This is a genomic window from Streptomyces sp. NPDC005784 (genome assembly GCF_042871525.1).
GTDB lineage: Bacteria > Actinomycetota > Actinomycetes > Streptomycetales > Streptomycetaceae > Streptomyces.
Map to the genome: position 1 here is coordinate 566,239 of NZ_JBIAIQ010000001.1, position 18,696 is coordinate 584,934.

General features: G+C 70.8%; 19 protein-coding genes. 13 read left to right on the top strand and 6 right to left on the bottom strand.

Going from position 1 to position 18,696, the window contains the following annotated elements:
• Positions 1-526: 526 nt before the first annotated feature.
• The gene (locus ACFYR3_RS02465) at positions 527-2,002 is read right to left on the bottom strand and encodes a regulator (protein WP_389281128.1); all 1,476 of its coding nucleotides are present in this window, start codon (positions 2,000-2,002) and stop codon (positions 527-529) included.
• Positions 2,003-2,334: 332 nt separating this feature from the next.
• On the opposite strand from ACFYR3_RS02465, the gene lipB reads away from it, so the two are divergent.
• From lipB to ACFYR3_RS02485, 4 genes are all read left to right on the top strand, one after another.
• Positions 2,335-3,141 carry a lipoyl(octanoyl) transferase LipB gene (gene lipB, locus ACFYR3_RS02470; protein ID WP_355845363.1) on the top strand — a complete coding sequence of 269 codons (807 nt, stop codon included), beginning with the start codon at positions 2,335-2,337 and terminating at the stop codon, positions 3,139-3,141.
• Positions 3,142-3,272: 131 nt separating this feature from the next.
• Entirely contained in the window at positions 3,273-4,238 is a 966-nt protein-coding gene (lipA, locus tag ACFYR3_RS02475; protein WP_261708511.1) for a lipoyl synthase, read from the top strand.
• Between the two features lie 291 nt (positions 4,239-4,529).
• A complete protein-coding gene (locus ACFYR3_RS02480) occupies positions 4,530-4,724 on the top strand; it encodes a hypothetical protein (RefSeq protein WP_103553051.1) in 195 nt (64 codons plus the stop codon).
• 94 nt (positions 4,725-4,818) lie between these two features.
• Positions 4,819-5,517, top strand: a complete 699-nt coding sequence (locus ACFYR3_RS02485) for a DUF4191 domain-containing protein (RefSeq protein ID WP_355845359.1) — start codon at positions 4,819-4,821, stop codon at positions 5,515-5,517.
• Positions 5,518-5,648: 131 nt separating this feature from the next.
• Here ACFYR3_RS02485 and ACFYR3_RS02490 read toward each other — a convergent pair whose 3' ends face one another.
• Positions 5,649-6,116, bottom strand: coding sequence for an RDD family protein (locus tag ACFYR3_RS02490; RefSeq protein WP_355845356.1), 468 nt, complete (start codon positions 6,114-6,116; stop codon positions 5,649-5,651).
• Positions 6,117-6,315: 199 nt separating this feature from the next.
• On the opposite strand from ACFYR3_RS02490, the gene glnA reads away from it, so the two are divergent.
• The 3 genes from glnA (at position 6,316) to ACFYR3_RS02505 (ending at position 9,512) form a co-directional block, all read left to right on the top strand.
• Positions 6,316-7,725, top strand: coding sequence for a type I glutamate--ammonia ligase (glnA, locus tag ACFYR3_RS02495; protein ID WP_355845353.1), 1,410 nt, complete (start codon positions 6,316-6,318; stop codon positions 7,723-7,725).
• Positions 7,726-7,978: 253 nt separating this feature from the next.
• On the top strand, positions 7,979-8,923 hold the full coding sequence (gene htpX / locus ACFYR3_RS02500) for a zinc metalloprotease HtpX (RefSeq protein ID WP_355845350.1): 945 nt from the start codon (positions 7,979-7,981) through the stop codon (positions 8,921-8,923).
• A 4-nt stretch (positions 8,924-8,927) separates the two neighbouring features.
• Positions 8,928-9,512 (top strand): hypothetical protein, encoded by a 585-nt coding sequence (locus ACFYR3_RS02505; protein WP_355845347.1) that lies wholly within the window; start codon positions 8,928-8,930, stop codon positions 9,510-9,512.
• A 33-nt stretch (positions 9,513-9,545) separates the two neighbouring features.
• On the opposite strand, the gene ACFYR3_RS02510 is transcribed toward ACFYR3_RS02505, so the two are convergent.
• Positions 9,546-9,845 carry a hypothetical protein gene (locus ACFYR3_RS02510; protein ID WP_355845344.1) on the bottom strand — a complete coding sequence of 100 codons (300 nt, stop codon included), beginning with the start codon at positions 9,843-9,845 and terminating at the stop codon, positions 9,546-9,548.
• Between the two features lie 274 nt (positions 9,846-10,119).
• Here ACFYR3_RS02510 and ACFYR3_RS02515 point away from each other — a divergent pair, with 274 nt between their 5' ends.
• Together ACFYR3_RS02515 and ACFYR3_RS02520 are read left to right on the top strand one after the other, a co-directional pair.
• Positions 10,120-10,821, top strand: a complete 702-nt coding sequence (locus ACFYR3_RS02515; protein WP_389281133.1) for a DUF1269 domain-containing protein — start codon at positions 10,120-10,122, stop codon at positions 10,819-10,821.
• Positions 10,822-10,951: 130 nt separating this feature from the next.
• Positions 10,952-11,737, top strand: a complete 786-nt coding sequence (locus ACFYR3_RS02520; RefSeq protein WP_389281135.1) for an alpha/beta hydrolase — start codon at positions 10,952-10,954, stop codon at positions 11,735-11,737.
• Positions 11,738-11,775: 38 nt separating this feature from the next.
• Here the strand turns inward: ACFYR3_RS02520 and ACFYR3_RS02525 are convergent, their stop codons facing one another.
• Both ACFYR3_RS02525 and ACFYR3_RS02530 read right to left on the bottom strand, forming a co-directional pair.
• Positions 11,776-13,134: a DUF2252 domain-containing protein gene (locus tag ACFYR3_RS02525; protein WP_355845335.1), complete on the bottom strand. Its 1,359-nt coding sequence runs from the start codon at positions 13,132-13,134 to the stop codon at positions 11,776-11,778.
• 4 nt (positions 13,135-13,138) lie between these two features.
• Entirely contained in the window at positions 13,139-13,669 is a 531-nt protein-coding gene (locus ACFYR3_RS02530; protein WP_389281137.1) for a hypothetical protein, read from the bottom strand.
• Between the two features lie 198 nt (positions 13,670-13,867).
• Here ACFYR3_RS02530 and ACFYR3_RS02535 point away from each other — a divergent pair, with 198 nt between their 5' ends.
• Positions 13,868-15,064, top strand: a complete 1,197-nt coding sequence (locus tag ACFYR3_RS02535) for a winged helix DNA-binding domain-containing protein (protein ID WP_389281139.1) — start codon at positions 13,868-13,870, stop codon at positions 15,062-15,064.
• Between the two features lie 324 nt (positions 15,065-15,388).
• Here the strand turns inward: ACFYR3_RS02535 and ACFYR3_RS02540 are convergent, their stop codons facing one another.
• A complete protein-coding gene (locus ACFYR3_RS02540) occupies positions 15,389-15,697 on the bottom strand; it encodes a hypothetical protein (protein ID WP_355845326.1) in 309 nt (102 codons plus the stop codon).
• Between the two features lie 164 nt (positions 15,698-15,861).
• Here ACFYR3_RS02540 and ACFYR3_RS02545 point away from each other — a divergent pair, with 164 nt between their 5' ends.
• From ACFYR3_RS02545 to glnII, 3 genes are all read left to right on the top strand, one after another.
• Positions 15,862-16,221 (top strand): arsenate reductase family protein, encoded by a 360-nt coding sequence (locus tag ACFYR3_RS02545; protein ID WP_389281141.1) that lies wholly within the window; start codon positions 15,862-15,864, stop codon positions 16,219-16,221.
• Positions 16,222-16,501: 280 nt separating this feature from the next.
• The gene (locus ACFYR3_RS02550) at positions 16,502-17,176 is read left to right on the top strand and encodes a hypothetical protein (RefSeq protein WP_356783593.1); all 675 of its coding nucleotides are present in this window, start codon (positions 16,502-16,504) and stop codon (positions 17,174-17,176) included.
• A gap of 414 nt (positions 17,177-17,590) precedes the next feature.
• Positions 17,591-18,619 (top strand): glutamine synthetase, encoded by a 1,029-nt coding sequence (glnII, locus tag ACFYR3_RS02555; RefSeq protein WP_355845317.1) that lies wholly within the window; start codon positions 17,591-17,593, stop codon positions 18,617-18,619.
• The last annotated feature ends 77 nt before the right edge of the window (positions 18,620-18,696 follow it).

An 18,696-nucleotide genomic window follows, 5' to 3' on the forward strand; every position in this document is an offset into this window, starting at 1 on the left:
CCGGGCTCCCGGCGCTCCTTGGCTCCGGAACTCCTGGGCTCCTGGGCTCCCGGCCGCCGGAAGGCCCGAAGGCCGGGCCGCCAGGCGGCAGGGAGCCACGATCGCGGCTCGGGAGGAGCCGAGGGCGAGCCTCCCGGTCGGCGAACAGGCCAACCGTCGCGGCGGGAGGACCGGGCACCGGCGGAGGGACGGACCGAGCCCCCGGCGGGCGGACCGCGCTCACCGGCTACCCCGCCGGGTGGCCCGGCCTCCCGCCCGACGGACCGAGGACCCACCGGCGGACGGGACGGCCTCCCCGGCAGGCAAGGACAGCCACCCAGGGCAAGGGACCGAACCCGGCGGAAGGGCCGGCCATCCCGGCGGGGAAAGGCGGTCTGGCCGCCCTCGCGCCGGGTGGCCCGGCCGCCCGGCGGGAGCGGATCGGGGACCCGCCGCGGGCGGCGGACTCGCCTCTCCCGGCGAGTGCATCGAGCTTCCCGGTCTTCGGCACCCCAGGCCGGAGACCGGGGACGCCCCCGCCTCCCGCTCAGTTCAGCGCGGCCACCTTGTCCCGGTAGCTGCGCACCGGTGCGGCGTCCCGGTACGGTTCGAGCCGTTTCTCGAAGTCCCGTACGTACTCCACGGCCCGTGCCGACCGCATCTCCGCCGCCTGCCCCGCGGCCTCCGCGCCCAGCAGACAGGCCTGGTCGAGCTCTCCGAGCCCGAGCCGTGCGGAGGCGAGCACCACCCGGCAGAACAGCCTGCTGCGGGCGTAGCCGGGCGCCCGCAGTTGCAGCGAGCGTTCGGCGTGCTGCGCCGCGGCCCGGAACTGCTGAAGGTCCCGGTGACAGTGCCCGAACTCGTCGGCGAGCTGCGCCTCGTCGAAGTACCGGGCCCACTGCGGGACTTCGTCGCCGGTCCGGGACGTCTCCAGCGCCCGCTCGGCCCGGACCAGGGAGGCCGTGCAGGCCCGCACCTCGCCGAGCACCCCGTGGCCGCGCGCCTCGACGGCGTGCAGCAGCGCCTGCACGACGTGCGGACCCCCCGAGCCGAGGCCCTGCTGGGCGACCCGCGCGAGTTGCACGGCCTCGCGCCCGTGCCCGAGGTAGACGGCCTGCCGGCTCATCGTGATGAGCACGTAGGAGCCGTACACCCGGTCGCCCGCGGCCTGCGCCAGTCGCAGCGCCTGGACGAAGTACCGCTGCGCGAGCCCGTGCGCGCCGATGTCGTACGACGTCCAGCCGGCGAGCCGGGTGAGGTCGGCGGCGGCGGCGAACAGGTGCCGGCCGGTCTGCTCCCCGTACGCGCCGCGCAGCATCGGCTCGGCCTCGTGCTCCAGGTAGCGGACCAGCGCCTGGCGGGCGTGGCCGCCGCCGTAGGCGTGGTCGAGGGCGCGGAAGAGTTCACCGACCGAGCGGAGCGCGGCGATGTCCCCGCCGCTGACCCGCTGGCCGGGGCCCCGCTCGGTCCGGCCGCGCTGCCGGGACGAGGGTCCGCCCTGCTCGGGCGGTGCCGTGACCTTGGGCACCGCCGGGCGGCCCTGGGCGGGCACCCGGGAGGGCTGTTCTCCCCGGGCGACCCGGTCGTCGGCCCGGCCGATCAGCCAGTCCCGGCTGGGCACGACGAGTCCGGCCGGGGTGAAGGCGATCTTGCGGAGCTCGGCGTGGCTGCCGGAGTCCTTGCGCCACAGGCCGCTGACGATGTCCACGGCCTCCTCGGGGGTCGCGGCGAACTCCAGCCCCGCGTACACGGGTGCGCAGGCGTCGAGTCCGAGGTCCTGCGCGCTCAGGCGCCGGCCGAGGCGGCGCGTGAAGACCTCGGCGATGAGCGCCGGGGTGGTCCCGCGGGGCTGCTGGCCCCGCAGCCACCGGGTCACGGATGTCTTGTCGTATCTCAGGTCCAGTCCGTGTTCGAGCCCGAGCTGGTCCACGCGACGGGCGAGACCTGCGTTGGAGAACCCCGCTTCTGCGATGAGCGCGGCGAGCTGTCGATTGGGAGTGCGCTGCGCGGGTCGTTCCGTCATCTGCGGTGCGGTCTCCTGCCTTTCGGGTCCCCAAGGGGCCTCGGGGCGGCGTGGAACGTGCTTGCGCCTCCCCCGAGGACTCCTCGTGCCCGGATTGCCTGTGAGCAGCCCTTATGGCCTCGTGAACGGCGCGAATGTAGCGGAGCGTGAGCACGGCATCGCACACATCGTCATTCATTCATCCGATCGTGTGAGGATTGGCTGTCGGGCTGACGCGGATCGGTCGGACGTACAGTGGCGTGGGCGCGCCACGGACCTGGCGAAAGGTTCCTCCGCGTGCCCCGCACGGGGACCACCACGTGCCCGAGGAAGCTTCTAGGGAGGCGCTTGCCGTGAGTGAGTTGCGGTTCGTCCGCATGGGATTCGGTGCCGAGGCCGTCGAGTACCAGGAGGCGTGGGACGAGCAGCGTCGCGTGCACGCCGCCCGGTTCCTGGACGAGATTTCCGACACCTGTCTGCTCCTGGAGCATCCGCCGGTCTACACCGCGGGCCGGCGCACGGCGGACAACGAGCGGCCCCTGGACGGCACGCCCGTCATCGACGTGGACCGCGGCGGCAAGATCACCTGGCACGGTCCGGGCCAGCTGGTCGGCTACCCCATTCAGAAACTCCCCCGTCCGGTGGACGTCGTAGCACACGTACGCCGTCTGGAAGAGGCGCTCATCCGTACGTGTGCGGAGTTCGGCCTGGAGACCAGCCGGGTCGAGGGCCGCAGCGGCGTCTGGATCCTCGGTGACACCAAGGACCCCGCCGAGCGGTCCTCCACGCTCGGGGGCCTCTCCCTCGACTTCGACCCGCGACTGCAGGACGAGGAGTTCGACCCGCGGCTCAACGGCCCGGAGTACGCCCCGTCCAACGCGGGCCAGCGCCGCGAGGACCGCAAGATCGCCGCGATCGGCATCCGCGTCGCCAAGGGCGTCACCATGCACGGCTTCGCCCTGAACGTGAACCCGGACAACGCCTGGTTCGACCGGATCATCCCGTGCGGCATCCGCGACGCGGGGGTCGCCTCCCTCGCGGGCGAGCTGGGCCGCGACGTGACCATCGCCGAGGTCCTCCCGGTGGCCGAGAAGCACCTCGGGGACATCCTGGCGAACGCGGACCTGAAGCCGCGCGTCGTCGAACACGCACCGGCCTAGAAGCCGCGCCCCCACCGCGGGGACCTCCCGGGAATGCACCCCCGCTCCCGAAGGTTGCCCACCTCGGGGGCCGAGAACCGCACGGGCGTACCCTGGTGTACGCCGAAGAATCGAAGTTACAGGGAGCCGATGTGTCCGCAGTCGCACCCGACGGACGCAAGATGCTGCGCCTGGAGGTCCGGAACAGCCAGACCCCCATCGAGCGCAAGCCCGAGTGGATCAAGACCCGGGCGAAGATGGGTCCCGAGTACACGAAGATGCAGGCACTCGTGAAGAGCGAGGGTCTGCACACGGTCTGCCAGGAGGCGGGCTGCCCCAACATCTACGAATGCTGGGAAGACCGCGAGGCCACCTTCCTCATCGGTGGGGACCAGTGCACGCGGCGCTGCGACTTCTGCCAGATCGACACCGGCAAGCCCGAGGCGCTGGACCGCGACGAGCCGCGCCGTGTCGGTGAGTCCGTGGTCACGATGGACCTGAACTACGCCACCATCACCGGCGTCGCCCGCGACGACCTGGAGGACGGCGGCGCCTGGCTGTACGCCGAGACGGTCCGCCAGATCCACGCCCAGACCGCGGGCCGCGAGGCCGGCCGCACCAAGGTCGAACTGCTCGCCCCGGACTTCAACGCCGAGCCCGAGCACCTCGCCGAGGTCTTCTCCTCGCGCCCCGAGGTCTTCGCGCACAACGTCGAGACGGTCCCCCGGATCTTCAAGCGCATCCGTCCGGGCTTCCGCTACGAGCGCTCGCTGAAGGTCATCACCGAGGCCCGCGACTACGGTCTGGTCACGAAATCGAACCTGATCCTCGGCATGGGCGAGACCCGTGAGGAGGTCAGCGAGGCGCTCCAGCAGCTGCACGACGCGGGCTGCGAGCTCATCACGATCACGCAGTACCTGCGCCCCTCCGTGCGTCACCACCCCGTGGAGCGCTGGGTCAAGCCGCACGAGTTCGTGGAGCTCAAGGAGGAGGCCGAGGAGATCGGCTTCTCCGGCGTCATGTCGGGCCCGCTGGTCCGCTCCTCGTACCGGGCCGGCCGCCTCTACCAGATGGCCGTGGAGAAGCGTGGGGCGTACGTCGCCTCGCAGGCGGTCTGATACGCCGAACGGATCACGTTGCGAAACGAAAGCGGTGGCACCGAGTGCCACCGCTTTTGTGTGAATCCGGGCACAAGCGACCCGGCATTCACAAGGGGCCGTTCACATCCCCCGCGGCATCCGCGCAGTTGGAGACACCATACGGACCGCGTCAGGAAGTGGACCCGCCGTATCAAGGCTTCACTGGTGTTTGACCGGTCGGTCACGCCCTGGTAACACCAGTCAGTGACCCTGGTCCTACGTCACGCACCGCCCCGTCCGAGCCGCCGATCCCGAGGGGGGACCTCCATCATGCAGGCCGCGCCCGTACGCGCCACCGCGATTCCGTCGTTCACCGATGCACTCCGTGCCGTCGAGTCGCTGCTCATGAGCAGCGGGCAGCGCACCGCTCGCCGCAACGCCTGGACCTCCGTCCTGGAGGACCGTCGCCGTGCCAAGGACCGCGTCGAGGCGCAGCGCGTGCTGGAATCCGTCTCGCACTCCTGAACGACGCACTCCCGGCCGCCGCTCCCCCGGTGCAGCGGTCCCGACCGCCGGTACTGCCGTCGTCGGCGCTTCCCGGGCCACGTAGACTCGTGGCATGGCGAGGAAGGAACCCGCAGCGGACGCTGCGAACCCCGGGCGACTCAAGCAGATCGCTCTGACGTACAAAATGACCCGCAAGGCCGATTCGAAGATCGGTCTTGTACTCGCGGCTGTCGGAATTCTCACCCTCGGTGTCTTCCTCGCGATCGGCTTCTTGATCGGTTACCCGGTCTATCTCGGCATCCTCGGGCTTCTGCTCGCCTTCCTCGCGACGGCGATCGTCTTCGGACGCAGGGCCGAGCGGGCCGCCTTCGGGCAGATGGAGGGACAGCCGGGCGCGGCCGCGGCGGTGCTCGACAACATCGGCCGAGGCTGGACCACGACCCCGGCGGTGGCGATGAACCGCAGCCAGGACGTCGTGCACCGCGCGGTCGGCAAGGCCGGCATCGTGCTGGTCGCCGAGGGCAACCCGAACCGGGTGAAGAGCCTGCTGGCCGCCGAGAAGAAGAAGATGGCGCGGATCGTCGCGGACGTCCCGGTGCACGACATTCTCGTGGGCACCGGCGAGGGCCAGGTGGAGCTGAAGAAGCTCCGCACGGCGATGCTGAAGCTGCCGCGCGTGCTCGCCGGCCCTCAGGTCACCGCGACCAACGACCGGTTGCGCGCGATGGGCGACCTGATGAGCAACATGCCGCTGCCGAAGGGGCCGATGCCCAAGGGCATGCGGATGCCGCGCGGCGGCCCGAAGGGCTGACCCTCCAGCTACGACCTCTGCGCGGTACCGCGCAGTTCCACGTTCTACGCCGATGGGGCGCCCGGAGATTCTCCGGGCGCCCCATCGGCGTAGAAGGATCGTTGCGCCCCGGGTCCCCGGAGCGTACGAGGTCAGATACGGACTTCGATCGTGCGGGCCAGCCGGTCGTGCAGGCCGCGGCCGTCGCGGTCCCAGATCAGCGCCGGGACGGCCACGCACAGGAGCGCGGTGCGCACCAGGACCCGCAGCGGGTTCAGCCGGCCGCCGCCCTCGGGGACGACACGCAGGCCGAACAGGCGCTTGCCCGGAGTGAAGCCGACGGTACCGACCGTGAGCAGGCCGAGAACGAAGAAGACGAGCAGGGCCCAGTTGCCCGTCGCCTGGCCGTAGCCGTCGGTGAGGAGCCCGTATGCGATCAAGAGGCACAGGCCCCAGTCGACGGCGAGGGCGCCCAGACGGCGGCCGGGGCGGGCGATCGAGCCGGGTCCGTGCTCCGGGAGACCGAGCTGTTCGCCCCGGTATCCGAAGTCGACACCGGCTTCCTCCGCCGCCGCGCGGGGACCGGAGAGCCACGATCCGATTGCTTGCCTGTTGTCCACCCGTCCAAGGTACTGGGCCCGTTTTGCCATGCGGACAGGAGGGGCCTGGAGGACCCGGGTCGGTTAACTTGGGCGAAACAAATGGGTCACGCTTGAGAAATCCCCCGTCCCTATGGTCGGCTCCAGCGTGTGCCACCGCACTGGCCGCACGAACGAACTACCACCCCGGTCCAATGTGGGCGGGAGTAGGAGGAGCTGGATGTTCCAGAACGCCGACGAGGCCAAGAAGTACATCTCGGACGAGGGCGTCAAGTTCGTCGATGTCCGCTTCTGCGACCTGCCGGGTGTGATGCAGCACTTCACGATCCCGGCCGAGGCCTTCGACCCGACCGAGGAGCTCGCGTTCGACGGCTCCTCCATCCGCGGCTTCCAGGCCATCCACGAGTCCGACATGGCGCTCCGCGCCGACCTGTCCACCGCGCGCGTCGACCCCTTCCGCCGCGACAAGACGGTCAACATCAACTTCTTCATCCACGACCCGATCACGGGCGAGCAGTACTCCCGTGACCCGCGCAACGTGGCCAAGAAGGCCGAGGCCTACCTCACGTCGACCGGTATCGCCGACACCGCGTACTTCGGTCCCGAGGCCGAGTTCTACGTGTTCGACAGCGTGCGCTTCAAGACCTCCGAGAACGAGGCCTTCTACCACATCGACTCCGAGGCCGGCGCCTGGAACACCGGTGCGGTCGAGGACAACCGCGGTTACAAGGTCCGCTACAAGGGCGGCTACTTCCCCACCCCGCCGGTCGACCACTTCGCCGACCTGCGTGCCGAGATCTCCCTGGAGCTGGCCGCCTCCGGCCTCCAGGTCGAGCGCCAGCACCACGAGGTGGGCACGGCCGGCCAGGCCGAGATCAACTACAAGTTCAACACGCTGCTCGCCGCGGCCGACGACCTCCAGCTCTTCAAGTACATCGTGAAGAACGTCGCCTGGCGCAACGGCAAGACCGCGACCTTCATGCCGAAGCCGATCTTCGGTGACAACGGCTCGGGCATGCACGTCCACCAGTCCCTGTGGAGCAACGGCGACCCGCTGTTCTACGACGAGGCCGGCTACGCGGGTCTGTCGGACACCGCCCGCTTCTACATCGGCGGCATCCTCAAGCACGCCCCGTCGCTGCTCGCCTTCACCAACCCGACGGTGAACTCCTATCACCGCCTGGTCCCCGGCTTCGAGGCCCCGGTCAACCTGGTGTACTCGCAGCGCAACCGCTCCGCGGCCATGCGTATCCCGATCACGGGCTCGAACCCGAAGGCCAAGCGCGTCGAGTTCCGCGCGCCCGACTCCTCCGGCAACCCGTACCTGGCGTTCTCGGCCCTGCTGATGGCCGGCCTGGACGGCGTCAAGAACAAGATCGAGCCGGCCGAGCCGATCGACAAGGACCTCTACGAGCTGGCTCCCGAGGAGCACGCGGGCGTCGCCCAGGTCCCGACCTCGCTCCCGGCCGTCCTCGACCGCCTGGAGGCCGACCACGAGTTCCTGCTCGCGGGCGACGTCTTCACGTCCGACCTGATCGAGACGTGGATCGACTACAAGCGCACGAACGAGATCGCGCCGCTCCAGCTGCGTCCGCACCCCCACGAGTTCGAGCTCTACTTCGACGTGTAGGCCCGCCGCCGACGAGTGAGCCCGTCGACCCACTGACGTGTTAGCCCGTCGCTCCAGCCGTACACCACCGGCCGTGCCCTTCCTCCGGGAGGGACACGGCCGGTGTGCTTTCCCCGTGTCCGCTGCGCATAAATAAGTGGCTCTTGACAGGGAAGTTCTTTGCCCACCGCGGGGCCGATCGGCACCTGTTCATGGGCAACCGCAGGAGCACAATGGATAGCGGGACGAGTGCCTGACTGCGGGGTGGTGCGAGATGCAGAGCCGATTCCGGAACGATCGGCAGCTGACCGTGCGGATGACGGTCACGCTGTTCCTGCTCGGATTGCTGTACGTGGCCTTCGTCGCCGCGTTGATCGTGTTGCTGAAGTCGTGGGTGCTGGTCGTGGTGATCGCGGCCGGGCTGCTCATCGCTCAGTACTGGTTCTCGGACCGGATCGCGCTGTACGCCATGCACGGGCGGATCGTGGAGCGCGAGGAGTATCCCCAGCTGCACGGCGTCGTCGACCGGCTGTGCGCCGTGGCCGACATGCCCAAACCGCTCGTCGCCGTGTCGGACATCGACATGCCGAACGCGTTCGCCACGGGACGCAACGCCGATCACGCGGTGCTGTGCGTGACCACCGGGCTGCTGCGCCGCCTGGAGCCCGACGAACTCGAGGGCGTCCTCGCGCACGAGCTGTCGCACGTGGCGCACAAGGACGTCGCCGTGATCACCGTGGCCTCCTTCCTCGGGGTGCTCGCCGGGCTGATCGTGCGGTTCGCGTTCTACTCGCAGCTCTTCGGCGGGCGGGGCCGCAAGGACCAGAACACCGTCGCCATCTTCATGGCGGTGATGGCGGTGTCCGCGGCCGTGTACGCCATCAGCTTCATGCTGATCAGGGCGCTCTCCCGGTACCGCGAGCTGGCCGCCGACCGTTCCGCGGCCCTGCTCACCGGCCGGCCCTCGGCGCTGGCGTCCGCGCTGACCAAGGTGACCGGGGACATCGGTCGCATTCCGACGAAGGACCTGCGGACCGCGCAGGCCTTCAACGCCTTCTACTTCACACCCGCGCTCGGCGCCCAGCCGGGCATCGCCAACCTCTTCTCCACCCACCCGAGCCTGGAGCAGCGGCTCGAACAACTGGCCCGCATCTCCGCCGAGCTGGGCGAGCCCGCGGTACCTGACGCGATCACCCCGACTCCCGGAGAGGCCGTCTGACCGCATGGGGTTCCTGGACATCCTGCTCGGCCGCAGCAAGCCCGCCGTACCCGATCTCGACCAGCTCTTCGGGCTGCCGTCCGCGGCCGTGACCCTCCAGGCGGCGGCCGGGTTCGTCCCGACCGGCACGGGCGCGGTGTGCTTCGCGTCCGTCGAGGGCGCGGCCTTCGCCGAGGCGCACCAGGAGGCGCAGGCGCTGCTCGACGCGGACACCGGGCGGACGGGCTCCCCGGTGGAACTCAGCAAGGACGAGTACGGATACTCGTGGCTCGTCTCCCGCCGGGCGCCCGACGACCTGCCGGCGCTGGTGAGCGATCTGCACGCGGTCAACACCTCCCTGGAGAGCACCGGCTTCGGACCCCAGCTGCTCTGTTCCGTGGTGGGTTTCCGGGACAGCGGACAGCGACGGCTCGACCTCGTCTATCTCTATAAACGAGGAACTTTCTACCCCTTCGCGCCGCTCGCCGACGAGGGCGAGCGGCGCGACAACGCGCTGGAGCTCCAGATCAAGGCGGCGCTCGTCGACGACCTGCGCATCGAGCAGGACCTCGCCCGCTGGTTCCCGATCTGGGGTGCCCCGGGACTGTGACGCCCCGACACCGGGGTCAGGATCGCAGAAGTGCTACTTCTGGCGTTCCTGGCGGCGCGTCTGGAGGGGGCGTTCGCGGCGGTAGCGGCGTTCCCACCTGGCCTGGCGGTCGCGCCGGTCGCGGTACGCCCGGTAGTTGTTGTCCGTGCGGCCCGCGGCTGCGCCCGAGCCCGGTGCGGCGGGGCCCGGGGACCCCGCGGCGGACGCGCTCCCCCCGGTGCGGCCGTAGCGGACGTACAGGAAGAGCAGGACGATCGCCGCGAGCCAGAGGGTGTGGTTGGAGAAACCCATGACGACCAGGATCGCGGTCGCGGAGAAGATCAAGGTGCCCATGACGGGACTCCTTGCATGCGTGAGTGAAAAGGCCTTGACGGCTTTCTGGATGTGCCGACGGGGCGCTGGGGGAGGCGGCCGTCCGGCGGTGCGTAGAGAGTAGCCCCGAGACCGCGAACTGATGCCCGTCCGGCGGAAACCGGTGTGCCGCCGCTCCGGAACACGCCTTCAGCGTAGGGAGCGTGACCGCCCGTACGCATCTGGATTTCTCCCGACTGCACCCCACCCCATATCGCTATAAAGTCGAACAGAATCGACATAAGGGGTGCCCCTCATGAGCAATCTGTTCGTCGTCGCCTACGACGATGTCGCGACCGCGAGTCAGGTGCGCGACAAACTGTTCGAGCTGTCGAAGCAGCATCTCGTCGAGCTGGAGGACGCGGTCGTCGTCGAGCGGAGCGAGGACGGCAGGATCAAGCTGCACCAGGCGGTCAGCCACACGGCCGTCGGCGCGGCCGGGGGCGCGCTGTGGGGCGGGGTGATCGGGCTGCTCTTCCTGGCCCCGCTGCTCGGCGCGGCGGTGGGCGCGGCGGCCGGTGCCGCCGGTGGCGCGATGACGGACACCGGGATCGACGACAAGTTCATGAAGGATCTCAGCCAGAACCTGCGGCCGGGCGCCGCCGCGCTGTTCGTTCTGGTCAAGCAGGCGGCCGGGGACAAGGTGATCCCCCAGATCGCCGAGTTCGGCGGCCAGTTGGTGCAGACCTCGTTGAGCCAGGAGCAGGAGGACGCGCTGCGCCACGCGGTCGCCGCGGCACGGGCGAAGACGGCCGGCGGCACCGTGGCACCGGAATCGGGCGGTACGGCCGCAGCGACAACGGACGCGACGGCCACACCGGAAGCGGGTGCTGCGGCCACACCCGGAACCGGCCCCGAGGCCACGCCCGGAACCGGTGCCGCCTCCGGAGCCGGAGCCGCGTCGCCGACGGTCAGCACCACCAAGCCGGACGCGAGCGGCGCTCCCGCCTCCTCCTGAGCCGACGGTTCCGTCCTGTCAACCACCCTTTTCGGAAGGGGATTTCGCCCGTCACTCCCGTCACCCGGGTGACGGTCCGCGCGCCGCACCCACCTCAGGAGCGGCGCGACCGGCGTGCGTAAATGGGGGGATGCTCTCTCCCTTCGCGCACGACCACGACGGTGAACGACTGAGCTGCGTCCGCAGCGGCGGGGACGACCTCGGCGGCGGCGCGGCCACCGTCGTCCTTCTGCACGGCGCCGGCACCGGCAGCAAGGAGCGACTGCTCACGCTGCTCGACGACTTCGCCGCCCGCGGCTGCGCGGGGCTCGCGTTCGACTTCTCCGGACATGGTGAAAGCACGGGCACGCTGGGCGAGTTGAGTCTTCGGCGGCGTTTCGAGCAGGCCGTGTCGGTCATCGACGCGACGGCTCCGGCGGGCGCCCCGCTGATCCTCGTCGGGTTCAGCATGAGCGGCCAGACGGTGGCCGATCTCGCGCGGCACTACGGGGAACGCGCGGTGGCGCTCGTGCTGTGCGCGCCCGCGGTGTACGCCGCCGAGGCCTGGCCGGTTCCGTTCGAGGACGCGGAGAGCACCTCGCGGCAGGACGGCACCGGGGCGGCGGAGAGCCGCTTCAGCCGGATCATCCGCACGCCGGACAGCTGGCGACAGGCCCCCGCGCTCGGCGTACTGCGGGCGTACGAGGGGCGGGCGATCCTCGCCGTACCCGCCGTGGACGCGGTCATCCCGCCCGCCGTGACCGAGGCGGTCGCGGACGCGCTCACCGCCCGCGCCCGTTTCACCCGCTTCGAGCTGCCCCACGCCGATCACCTGCTGGGCCTCTGGTTCCGCGACCACCCCGAGGACCGGCAGCGGCTCGTGGACCTCGTCCTCACTGGACTCGGCGACCCTGTCCGGACAGCCGCCGACGCCTGAACAGCCTTGACGACGGCGGGAGTTCAGGACCAGGTGCCTCACACGCCGGGGGCCGCCGGGACCACGCCCGCCATCACCGCCGCGCCCAGTGCCGCGTGGTCGGTGGCGTTGTGGTCCGTGTAGCGCAGCGCGAACTCCGCGACGGCGCGGTCGAAGGTGTCGGCGCCGCCGAGATAGGCGGCGATCGCGATGCGGTCGCCGGAACGGGCGTGCGCGCGGGCCAGAGCGGTGCCGCACAGCCGGGCGTAGGCACGCAGCTCGCCCGGACTCATGCCGGCGATGTCCGCGGACCCCTTCATGTCGTGCAGTTGGCGCCAGTAGAACGCCCGACCCTCGGGGCCGGTCGTCCAGCCGAGGAAGATGTCGCCGGCGGCCTGCATCAGCCGCTGCCCCGCGACGACCCGGCGCCCGGGATGGACGTACGGACCGCTGGGCAGATGCTCTTCGAGTACGGACCGTCCCGCCTGTTTGATCTGCAGGAACAGCGGGTCGTCGGCGTCCCGCCCGGCGAGCAGCACGATGAAGCAGCGGGTGCCGACGCTGCCCACGCCGACGACCTTGCGGGCCGCGTCGACGAACCGGTAGCGGTCCAGGAGCAGGCGGCGTTCCTCGGGGAGCGTCGAGCGGTAGTCGCTGAAGATCTTGCGGAGCGAGGCCATGTCGAGGGATCCGGCCGGTTCCAGCAGGGGCGGGTCGCGGACGATGCGACGGCGTCCGTCGACGGTCTCGGTGAGTTTGCCGAGCGCCTGCAGGCTGGTGCGGCGGCGGGCCCGGGTGAGGGTCGCCTCGGCACGCCGGCGCTGTCGCCCCGAGCGGACCAGCGGCAGCAGCAGATCGGCGTCGATGTGCTGGTACCAGACGGTCAGCTCGCCCTGTCGGGCGAGCCGTCGCACGACCTCGCGGTACTGGCCGGCGGCAGCCCGTGCCGCGCCGAAGACGTGCTCCTCCTTGTGCCCGTTCTCCCGGGCCGCGACCGCGACGCTGGCCGCGAGCCGTTTGACGTCCCACTCGAAGGGTCCGGGGAAGGTCTCGTCGAAGTCGTTCAGGTCGAAGAGCAGGGAGCGTTCCGGGGAGGCGTACAGACCGAAGTTCAACAGGTGTGCGTCTCCGGACAGTTGGACGGTGAGTCCGGTGTGCGGCTGGGCGGCCAGGTCGGCCGCCATGACGGCGGCCGCCCCGCGCAGGAACGCGAGCGGTGACGCCGCCATCCGCGCGTACCGGATCGGCAGGAGCTCCGGAAGCCGGTCCCTGCCCTGCTGTTGCAGGAGGCCGACCGGGTCGGGGCGGTCGGCGGCGGGGATCCAGGTGCCGTGCGCTGAACGGGAGACCCGCTTGCGGGCGGCGCGGCCCCGGGCGGCCCGGTCCGCCGAGGTGGCCGTGACGCTGTTGCGGAGCATGGCGTCAGTGCCTTACTGCGCGGGCGACGGTGGTCTTGACGTCACCGGTGAGGGAACGGTTGCTGCGGGCGGTGCCGTCCTTGGAGGCGCTCCCGGCGACGTCGTTCACCGTCACGACGGTCGTGTCGAGGAGGTTGCCGCTCTGGTCGCGGAAGTCGACCTGGACGACGTACGACTTCGCCGAGGAGGTGGGATTGGTGACGGTCACCTTGACCGTGGCACGCCCGTCGGAGTCGGGGCTCGCGTTCCCGTCGAGCCTCACCTCGTCCTTGGCGTCCACGCCGCCCTTGAACTCGTCGAACTTGCGGCCGGCCTCGGCGGTCGCGGAGGCGAGGGCGTCACCCGCCTGGGTGGCGGCGGACGCGGCCTGCGAGACGGCCGACGCGGCCTTGGACGCGGCGGACGCGGCCTTGGAGGCGGCGTCGGAGGGGCTGCTGTCGTCCGAACAGGCCGCCAGCTGCGTGGCCAGGGCCGCCACCACGAACACGGCCAGGATCAGTCGGACCGGTCCTCGTATGCCGTTCCTCTGATGCATCGTCTCTCCCCACGTGGTCCTGGTTCGCCTTTCCGGACTCCGCTTCCTCGCGGTGGCCCCAGTCAAGGCCGCGGGCGGGGCCGCCGCATGCCCGGCTGCGTCGAACGGGTGAGCCTCGTCCTGTGACGGGCGGACGTCCGAGAGGATGAGGCTCACGGAGCAGGAGTACGGAGTACGGGACGGACGGACGGAGGCGACGTGACGGGGAAGCCGCGGCACATCGGGGTGGCGGAGCGGCGGGCACGGCTCGGGTTGCGGCAGCGGCTCGTGGGCGCCGCGCGGGCGGCGACCCCCGAGGAGGTGGCGGACTCCCTGGTCGCGCTGCACGGGACCGACCCGGCGACGGTGTACATGGCGGTGGGCGCGCGTCTCGCGGACGCCGGGGAGACGGTGGCGCAGGTCGACCGGGCGCTGTACGAGGACCGGTCACTCGTACGGATGCACGGCATGCGGCACACCGTGTTCGTGTTCCCCACCGGCCTGGCCGCCGTCGTGCATGCCTCGACGGGGCTCGACATCGCCGTGAAGGCCCGGGCCGGACTGGTCAAGGACATGGCCACCGGAAGCGACGGACGGCTGACCGAGGAGTGGCTCGATGAGGTCGAGGCGTCCGCGCTCGCGGCGCTGGCCCGGCGCGGACAGGCCACGGTGAACGAACTCACCCGGGACGAACCGCGGTTGAAGGAGCAGTTCGTCTACGGGGCAGGGAAGAGCTACGAGAGTCCGCAAGCCGTGTCGTCCCGGCTGATGCGGGTGCTGGGCGTCGAGGGCCGGGTGGTGCGCGGTCGCCCGCTCGGGTCCTGGACGTCGAGCCAGTTCCGCTGGGCGGTCGCGCCACCGCATCCCCGACTCCCGCCCACCGAGGCCCGGTCCGAGCTGCTGAGCCGCTGGCTCACGGCGTGCGGGCCCGCGACGGAGGCCGACCTGAAGTGGTGGACGGGATGGAAGGTCACCGACGTACGGCGGACGCTGGCCGCGATCGGTGCGGTCGCCGTCTCGCTCGACGACGGGCTCACGGGGTACGTGGCGGCCGGCGACGAAGGCCCGGTCGACGGGCCGGGTGCACCCTGGGCCGCCCTGTTGCCGGGCCTGGATCCGACGCCCATGAGCCGGCAGGAGCGGGACTGGTATCTCGAACCGTCCCTGCGGCCCGCCCTGTTCGACGGCAGCGGCAATGTCGGGCCGACGGTGTGGTGGGACGGCCGGGTGGTCGGGGGCTGGGCACAGCGGCCCGACGGCAAGGTCGTCTGGCGGCTGCTGGACACCGCGGGTGTCGGTCGCGAGGCACGGGACGCGATCTCGGCGGAGGTCGAGCGCCTTCAGGCCTGGGTCGGTCGGACCCGGGTCACTCCACGCTTCCGGACTCCCCTGGAACGGGAGTTGTCTGCGGGCTGACGGCCGGTGCGGGAGCGGAAGTCGCCGACGGGGTCGCGGTCTGCGCCGGGGGCGGCTTCGAGGGGGGCCGGCGTCGGCGCCGGGTTGGTGCCGAGGTCGGGCTTGGTGCCGAGGTCAGGGCCAGGGTCGGGGTCGAGACGGGTGCCGGGGATTGGGGCCGGGGTTGGTGCCGGAGCCGGGCCAGGGTCGTTGCCGGGGTCGGCGCCGAGGCGGGTGCCGGGGATTGGGGCCGGTACCGGGCCAGGCTCGGTGCCGGGGTCGGTGCCGGGTGGTCCCGCGGCGGGCGGGGTCACCCGGCACCGGTGGATCGGCGCGCTCAACTCCTCAGCGCGCGTACCTCATCAGCGCGCGCACCATGTGGCACGTGGTGTCCGACGGCGGGTGAACGCCGATGACTTCCGCGGTGCTGCGGATCCTTTCGTTGCGGGCCTGGTTCGGCACGTACACACCGGAGTCGAGCAGGGCGATGGCGAGTCGCATCGCCTTGAGCCGGCGGTTGTGCGTGACATACCAGTCGCGGGGATGCCCCGGCGGCAGCGGGCGCTTCTCCACGGGCTCGTACGGCAGGTCCAGCAGGACCGCCCTCTTGGATGTGGACTGAGTGGGCAGTGGCTTCAGTGCGGCAGCGGGCACAGGCATCCTCCTGTCGCGGTCAGGGCGCCGTCCGGACCTCCCGGCGACACCCTCGAACACTGCTTCTATTCTACCGCCGGGCACTGACAAAAGCCGCTGGCCACAAGGGCTTTGAGGGTGCCGTGACAGCAGAACACGAAGGTGTCTCCCGTAACGTGTGCGGCATGGAGATCTGGATCAACCCGGCCTGTTCGAAGTGCCGCAGCGCGATCAGCCTGCTCGACGCCGAAGGCGCCGACTACACCGTCCGCCGCTACCTGGAGGACGTGCCCGGCGAGGACGAGATCCGCGACGTCCTCGACCGCCTCGGCCTCGAACCGTGGGACATCACGCGGACCGAGGAGGCCGACGCGAAGGAACTGGGGCTCAAGGAGTGGGCGCGGGAAGCCGGTTCACGGGACCGGTGGATCAAGGCGCTGTCCGAGCACCCGAAACTCATCCAGCGGCCGATCATCACCGCGGACGACGGGACGGCGCTGGTGGGCCGCACGGACGAGGCGGTGCGCGACGCCAGGTCCCGGTGACGGACCGGGGCGGAGCGGACGACACCCCGGCGACACCCGGCCGGCACCGCTCCCGACACCCCGGCGACACCCGGCCGGCACCGCTCCCGACTCCCGGGCGACACCCGGCCGGCGTCGGTTCCCACACCCCGGCCGACACCGGCCGGCGTACGGCTCTCGATCGCTCCGTCCAACTCCCGTGTGATCCAGGTTACTTAAGTGAATGACGTAACCGTTGAGCAACCGCGTTCGGCATCTCGTACATAGCGGCGTACCCCTCCCCCACGCTCTGGAGGCGCGCATGTCGCGTAGGAGAAGGACTCTCAGCACCAAGAAGAAGATCGCTCTGCTGGTCAGCGCGGTGACCGTGGCGGGCGGCGGGGCCTTCGCCCTGGCCGCCACGTCGAACGCGGCGTCCGTGCAGACCGCTCAGACCTCGGTCGCGTGTCAGGGCCTGGCCACCGCGCTCGGCAACAACCAGAGCTTCATCGCGGACCAGAAGGCCCACCCCGACTCCCAGTCGGCGGCCAGAATCGCGAACCGCGATGCGGTCATCGCGCAGATCAAGGTTCAGCAGCAGGCGTCGGGCTGCGCTGTCGGGGAATCGGCTCAGGGCTCCCAGACCGCTCAGCAGCCCGCACAGTCCGCACCGGCCAAGGCCGCGCCCGCGCCGGCGGCTCCGGCGAAGACCGCCCCCGCGAACAACGCCGGCGGTGGCGCCGCCACCGGCCAGCAGGTGTGCACCGGTTCGACCGTCACGCTCTCCGGCGAGGCCGGCGCACCGGCCGCGTCCAGCAACCAGTTCCCGGCCGGAACGAAGCTGAAGGTCACGAACCTGGACAACAACAAGTCCACGACCGTTCAGGTCACCTCCGTGTCCGGCAGCTGTGTCCTGCTGAACAACGCGGCCTTCGAGCAGGTCCGGGAACCGGGCAAGTTCCTGATCCGCAAGGCCCGCATCGAGAAGGTCGGATAACGGGCAGAACATGTCGAAGGCCCTGCCGTCGCCGATCCTCTCCGGGTCGGAAGCGGCAGGGCTTTCGCATGAGCGGGCACCCGTTCGCACGCGCGCAACCGGGGCGGAACCGGGCCACATCCCCCGTACCGCTCCCACGCGCATCGCATACGAGCAGTCCCCGCCGGACCCGCGGGACCCCGGCCCGTGACGCGCGGGCCGATCGCGGTCGCGAACGATCACGCGCGGACGACCGCGTCGGCGCAGGTCATGTGAGACCGGGCACACACAGCCCAGGTAACACGGGGTTCACATTCGGGCAATGCTCGGGAAATCCCTGGTTGACAGGCTGCCGACATCCCCAGCGGCGCACCGGTGCCGCAGCGCCGCTGCACCCGCAAGTGCGATCAAGACCCACCCCGAAGGATGTGGCCCGTGAGCTTCAAGGCTGAGTACATCTGGATCGACGGCACCGAGCCGACGGCCAAGCTCCGCTCCAAGACGAAGATCCTGGCCGACGACGCCAAGGGTGCCGAGCTGCCGATCTGGGGCTTCGACGGCTCCTCGACGAACCAGGCCGAGGGTCACGCCTCGGACCGCGTACTCAAGCCCGTGGCCAGCTTCCCGGACCCGATCCGCGGCGGCGACGACATCCTCGTCATGTGCGAGGTCCTCAACATCGACATGACGCCGCACGAGTCCAACACGCGTGCCGCGCTGGCCGAGGTCGCGGAGAAGTTCGGCGCGCAGGAGTCGATCTTCGGCATCGAGCAGGAGTACACCTTCTTCAAGGGTGCGCGCCCGCTCGGCTTCCCCGAGGGCGGCTTCCCGGCCGCGCAGGGCGGCTACTACTGCGGCGTCGGCGCGGACGAGATCTTCGGCCGTGACGTCGTCGAGGCGCACCTGGACAACTGTCTCAAGGCGGGCCTCGGCATCTCCGGCATCAACGCCGAGGTCATGCCCGGCCAGTGGGAGTTCCAGGTCGGCCCGCTGGCGCCGCTGGAGGTCTCGGACCAGCTGTGGGTCGCCCGCTGGCTGCTCTACCGCACCGCCGAGGACTTCGGCGTCTCCGCGACGCTGGACCCGAAGCCGGTGAAGGGCGACTGGAACGGCGCGGGCGCGCACACCAACTTCTCCACCAAGGCGATGCGCGAGGGCTACGACGCGATCATCACCGCGTGCGAGTCGCTCGGCGAGGGCTCCAAGCCGATGGACCACGTCAAGAACTACGGCGCCGGCATCGACGACCGTCTGACGGGCCTGCACGAGACCGCCCCGTGGAACGAGTACAGCTACGGCGTCTCCGACCGCGGCGCGTCGGTCCGCATCCCGTGGCAGGTCGAGAAGGACGGCAAGGGTTACATCGAGGACCGCCGCCCGAACGCGAACGTCGACCCGTACGTCGTGACGCGTCTCATCGTCGACACCTGCTGCACCGCTCTGGAGAAGGCCGGCCAGGTCTGATCCCCACGCACCCACGAAGGGGCGCCCGCCGACTCGGTGGGCGCCCTTCCGCGTGTTCCGCGGTGCCGTGAAGGCCG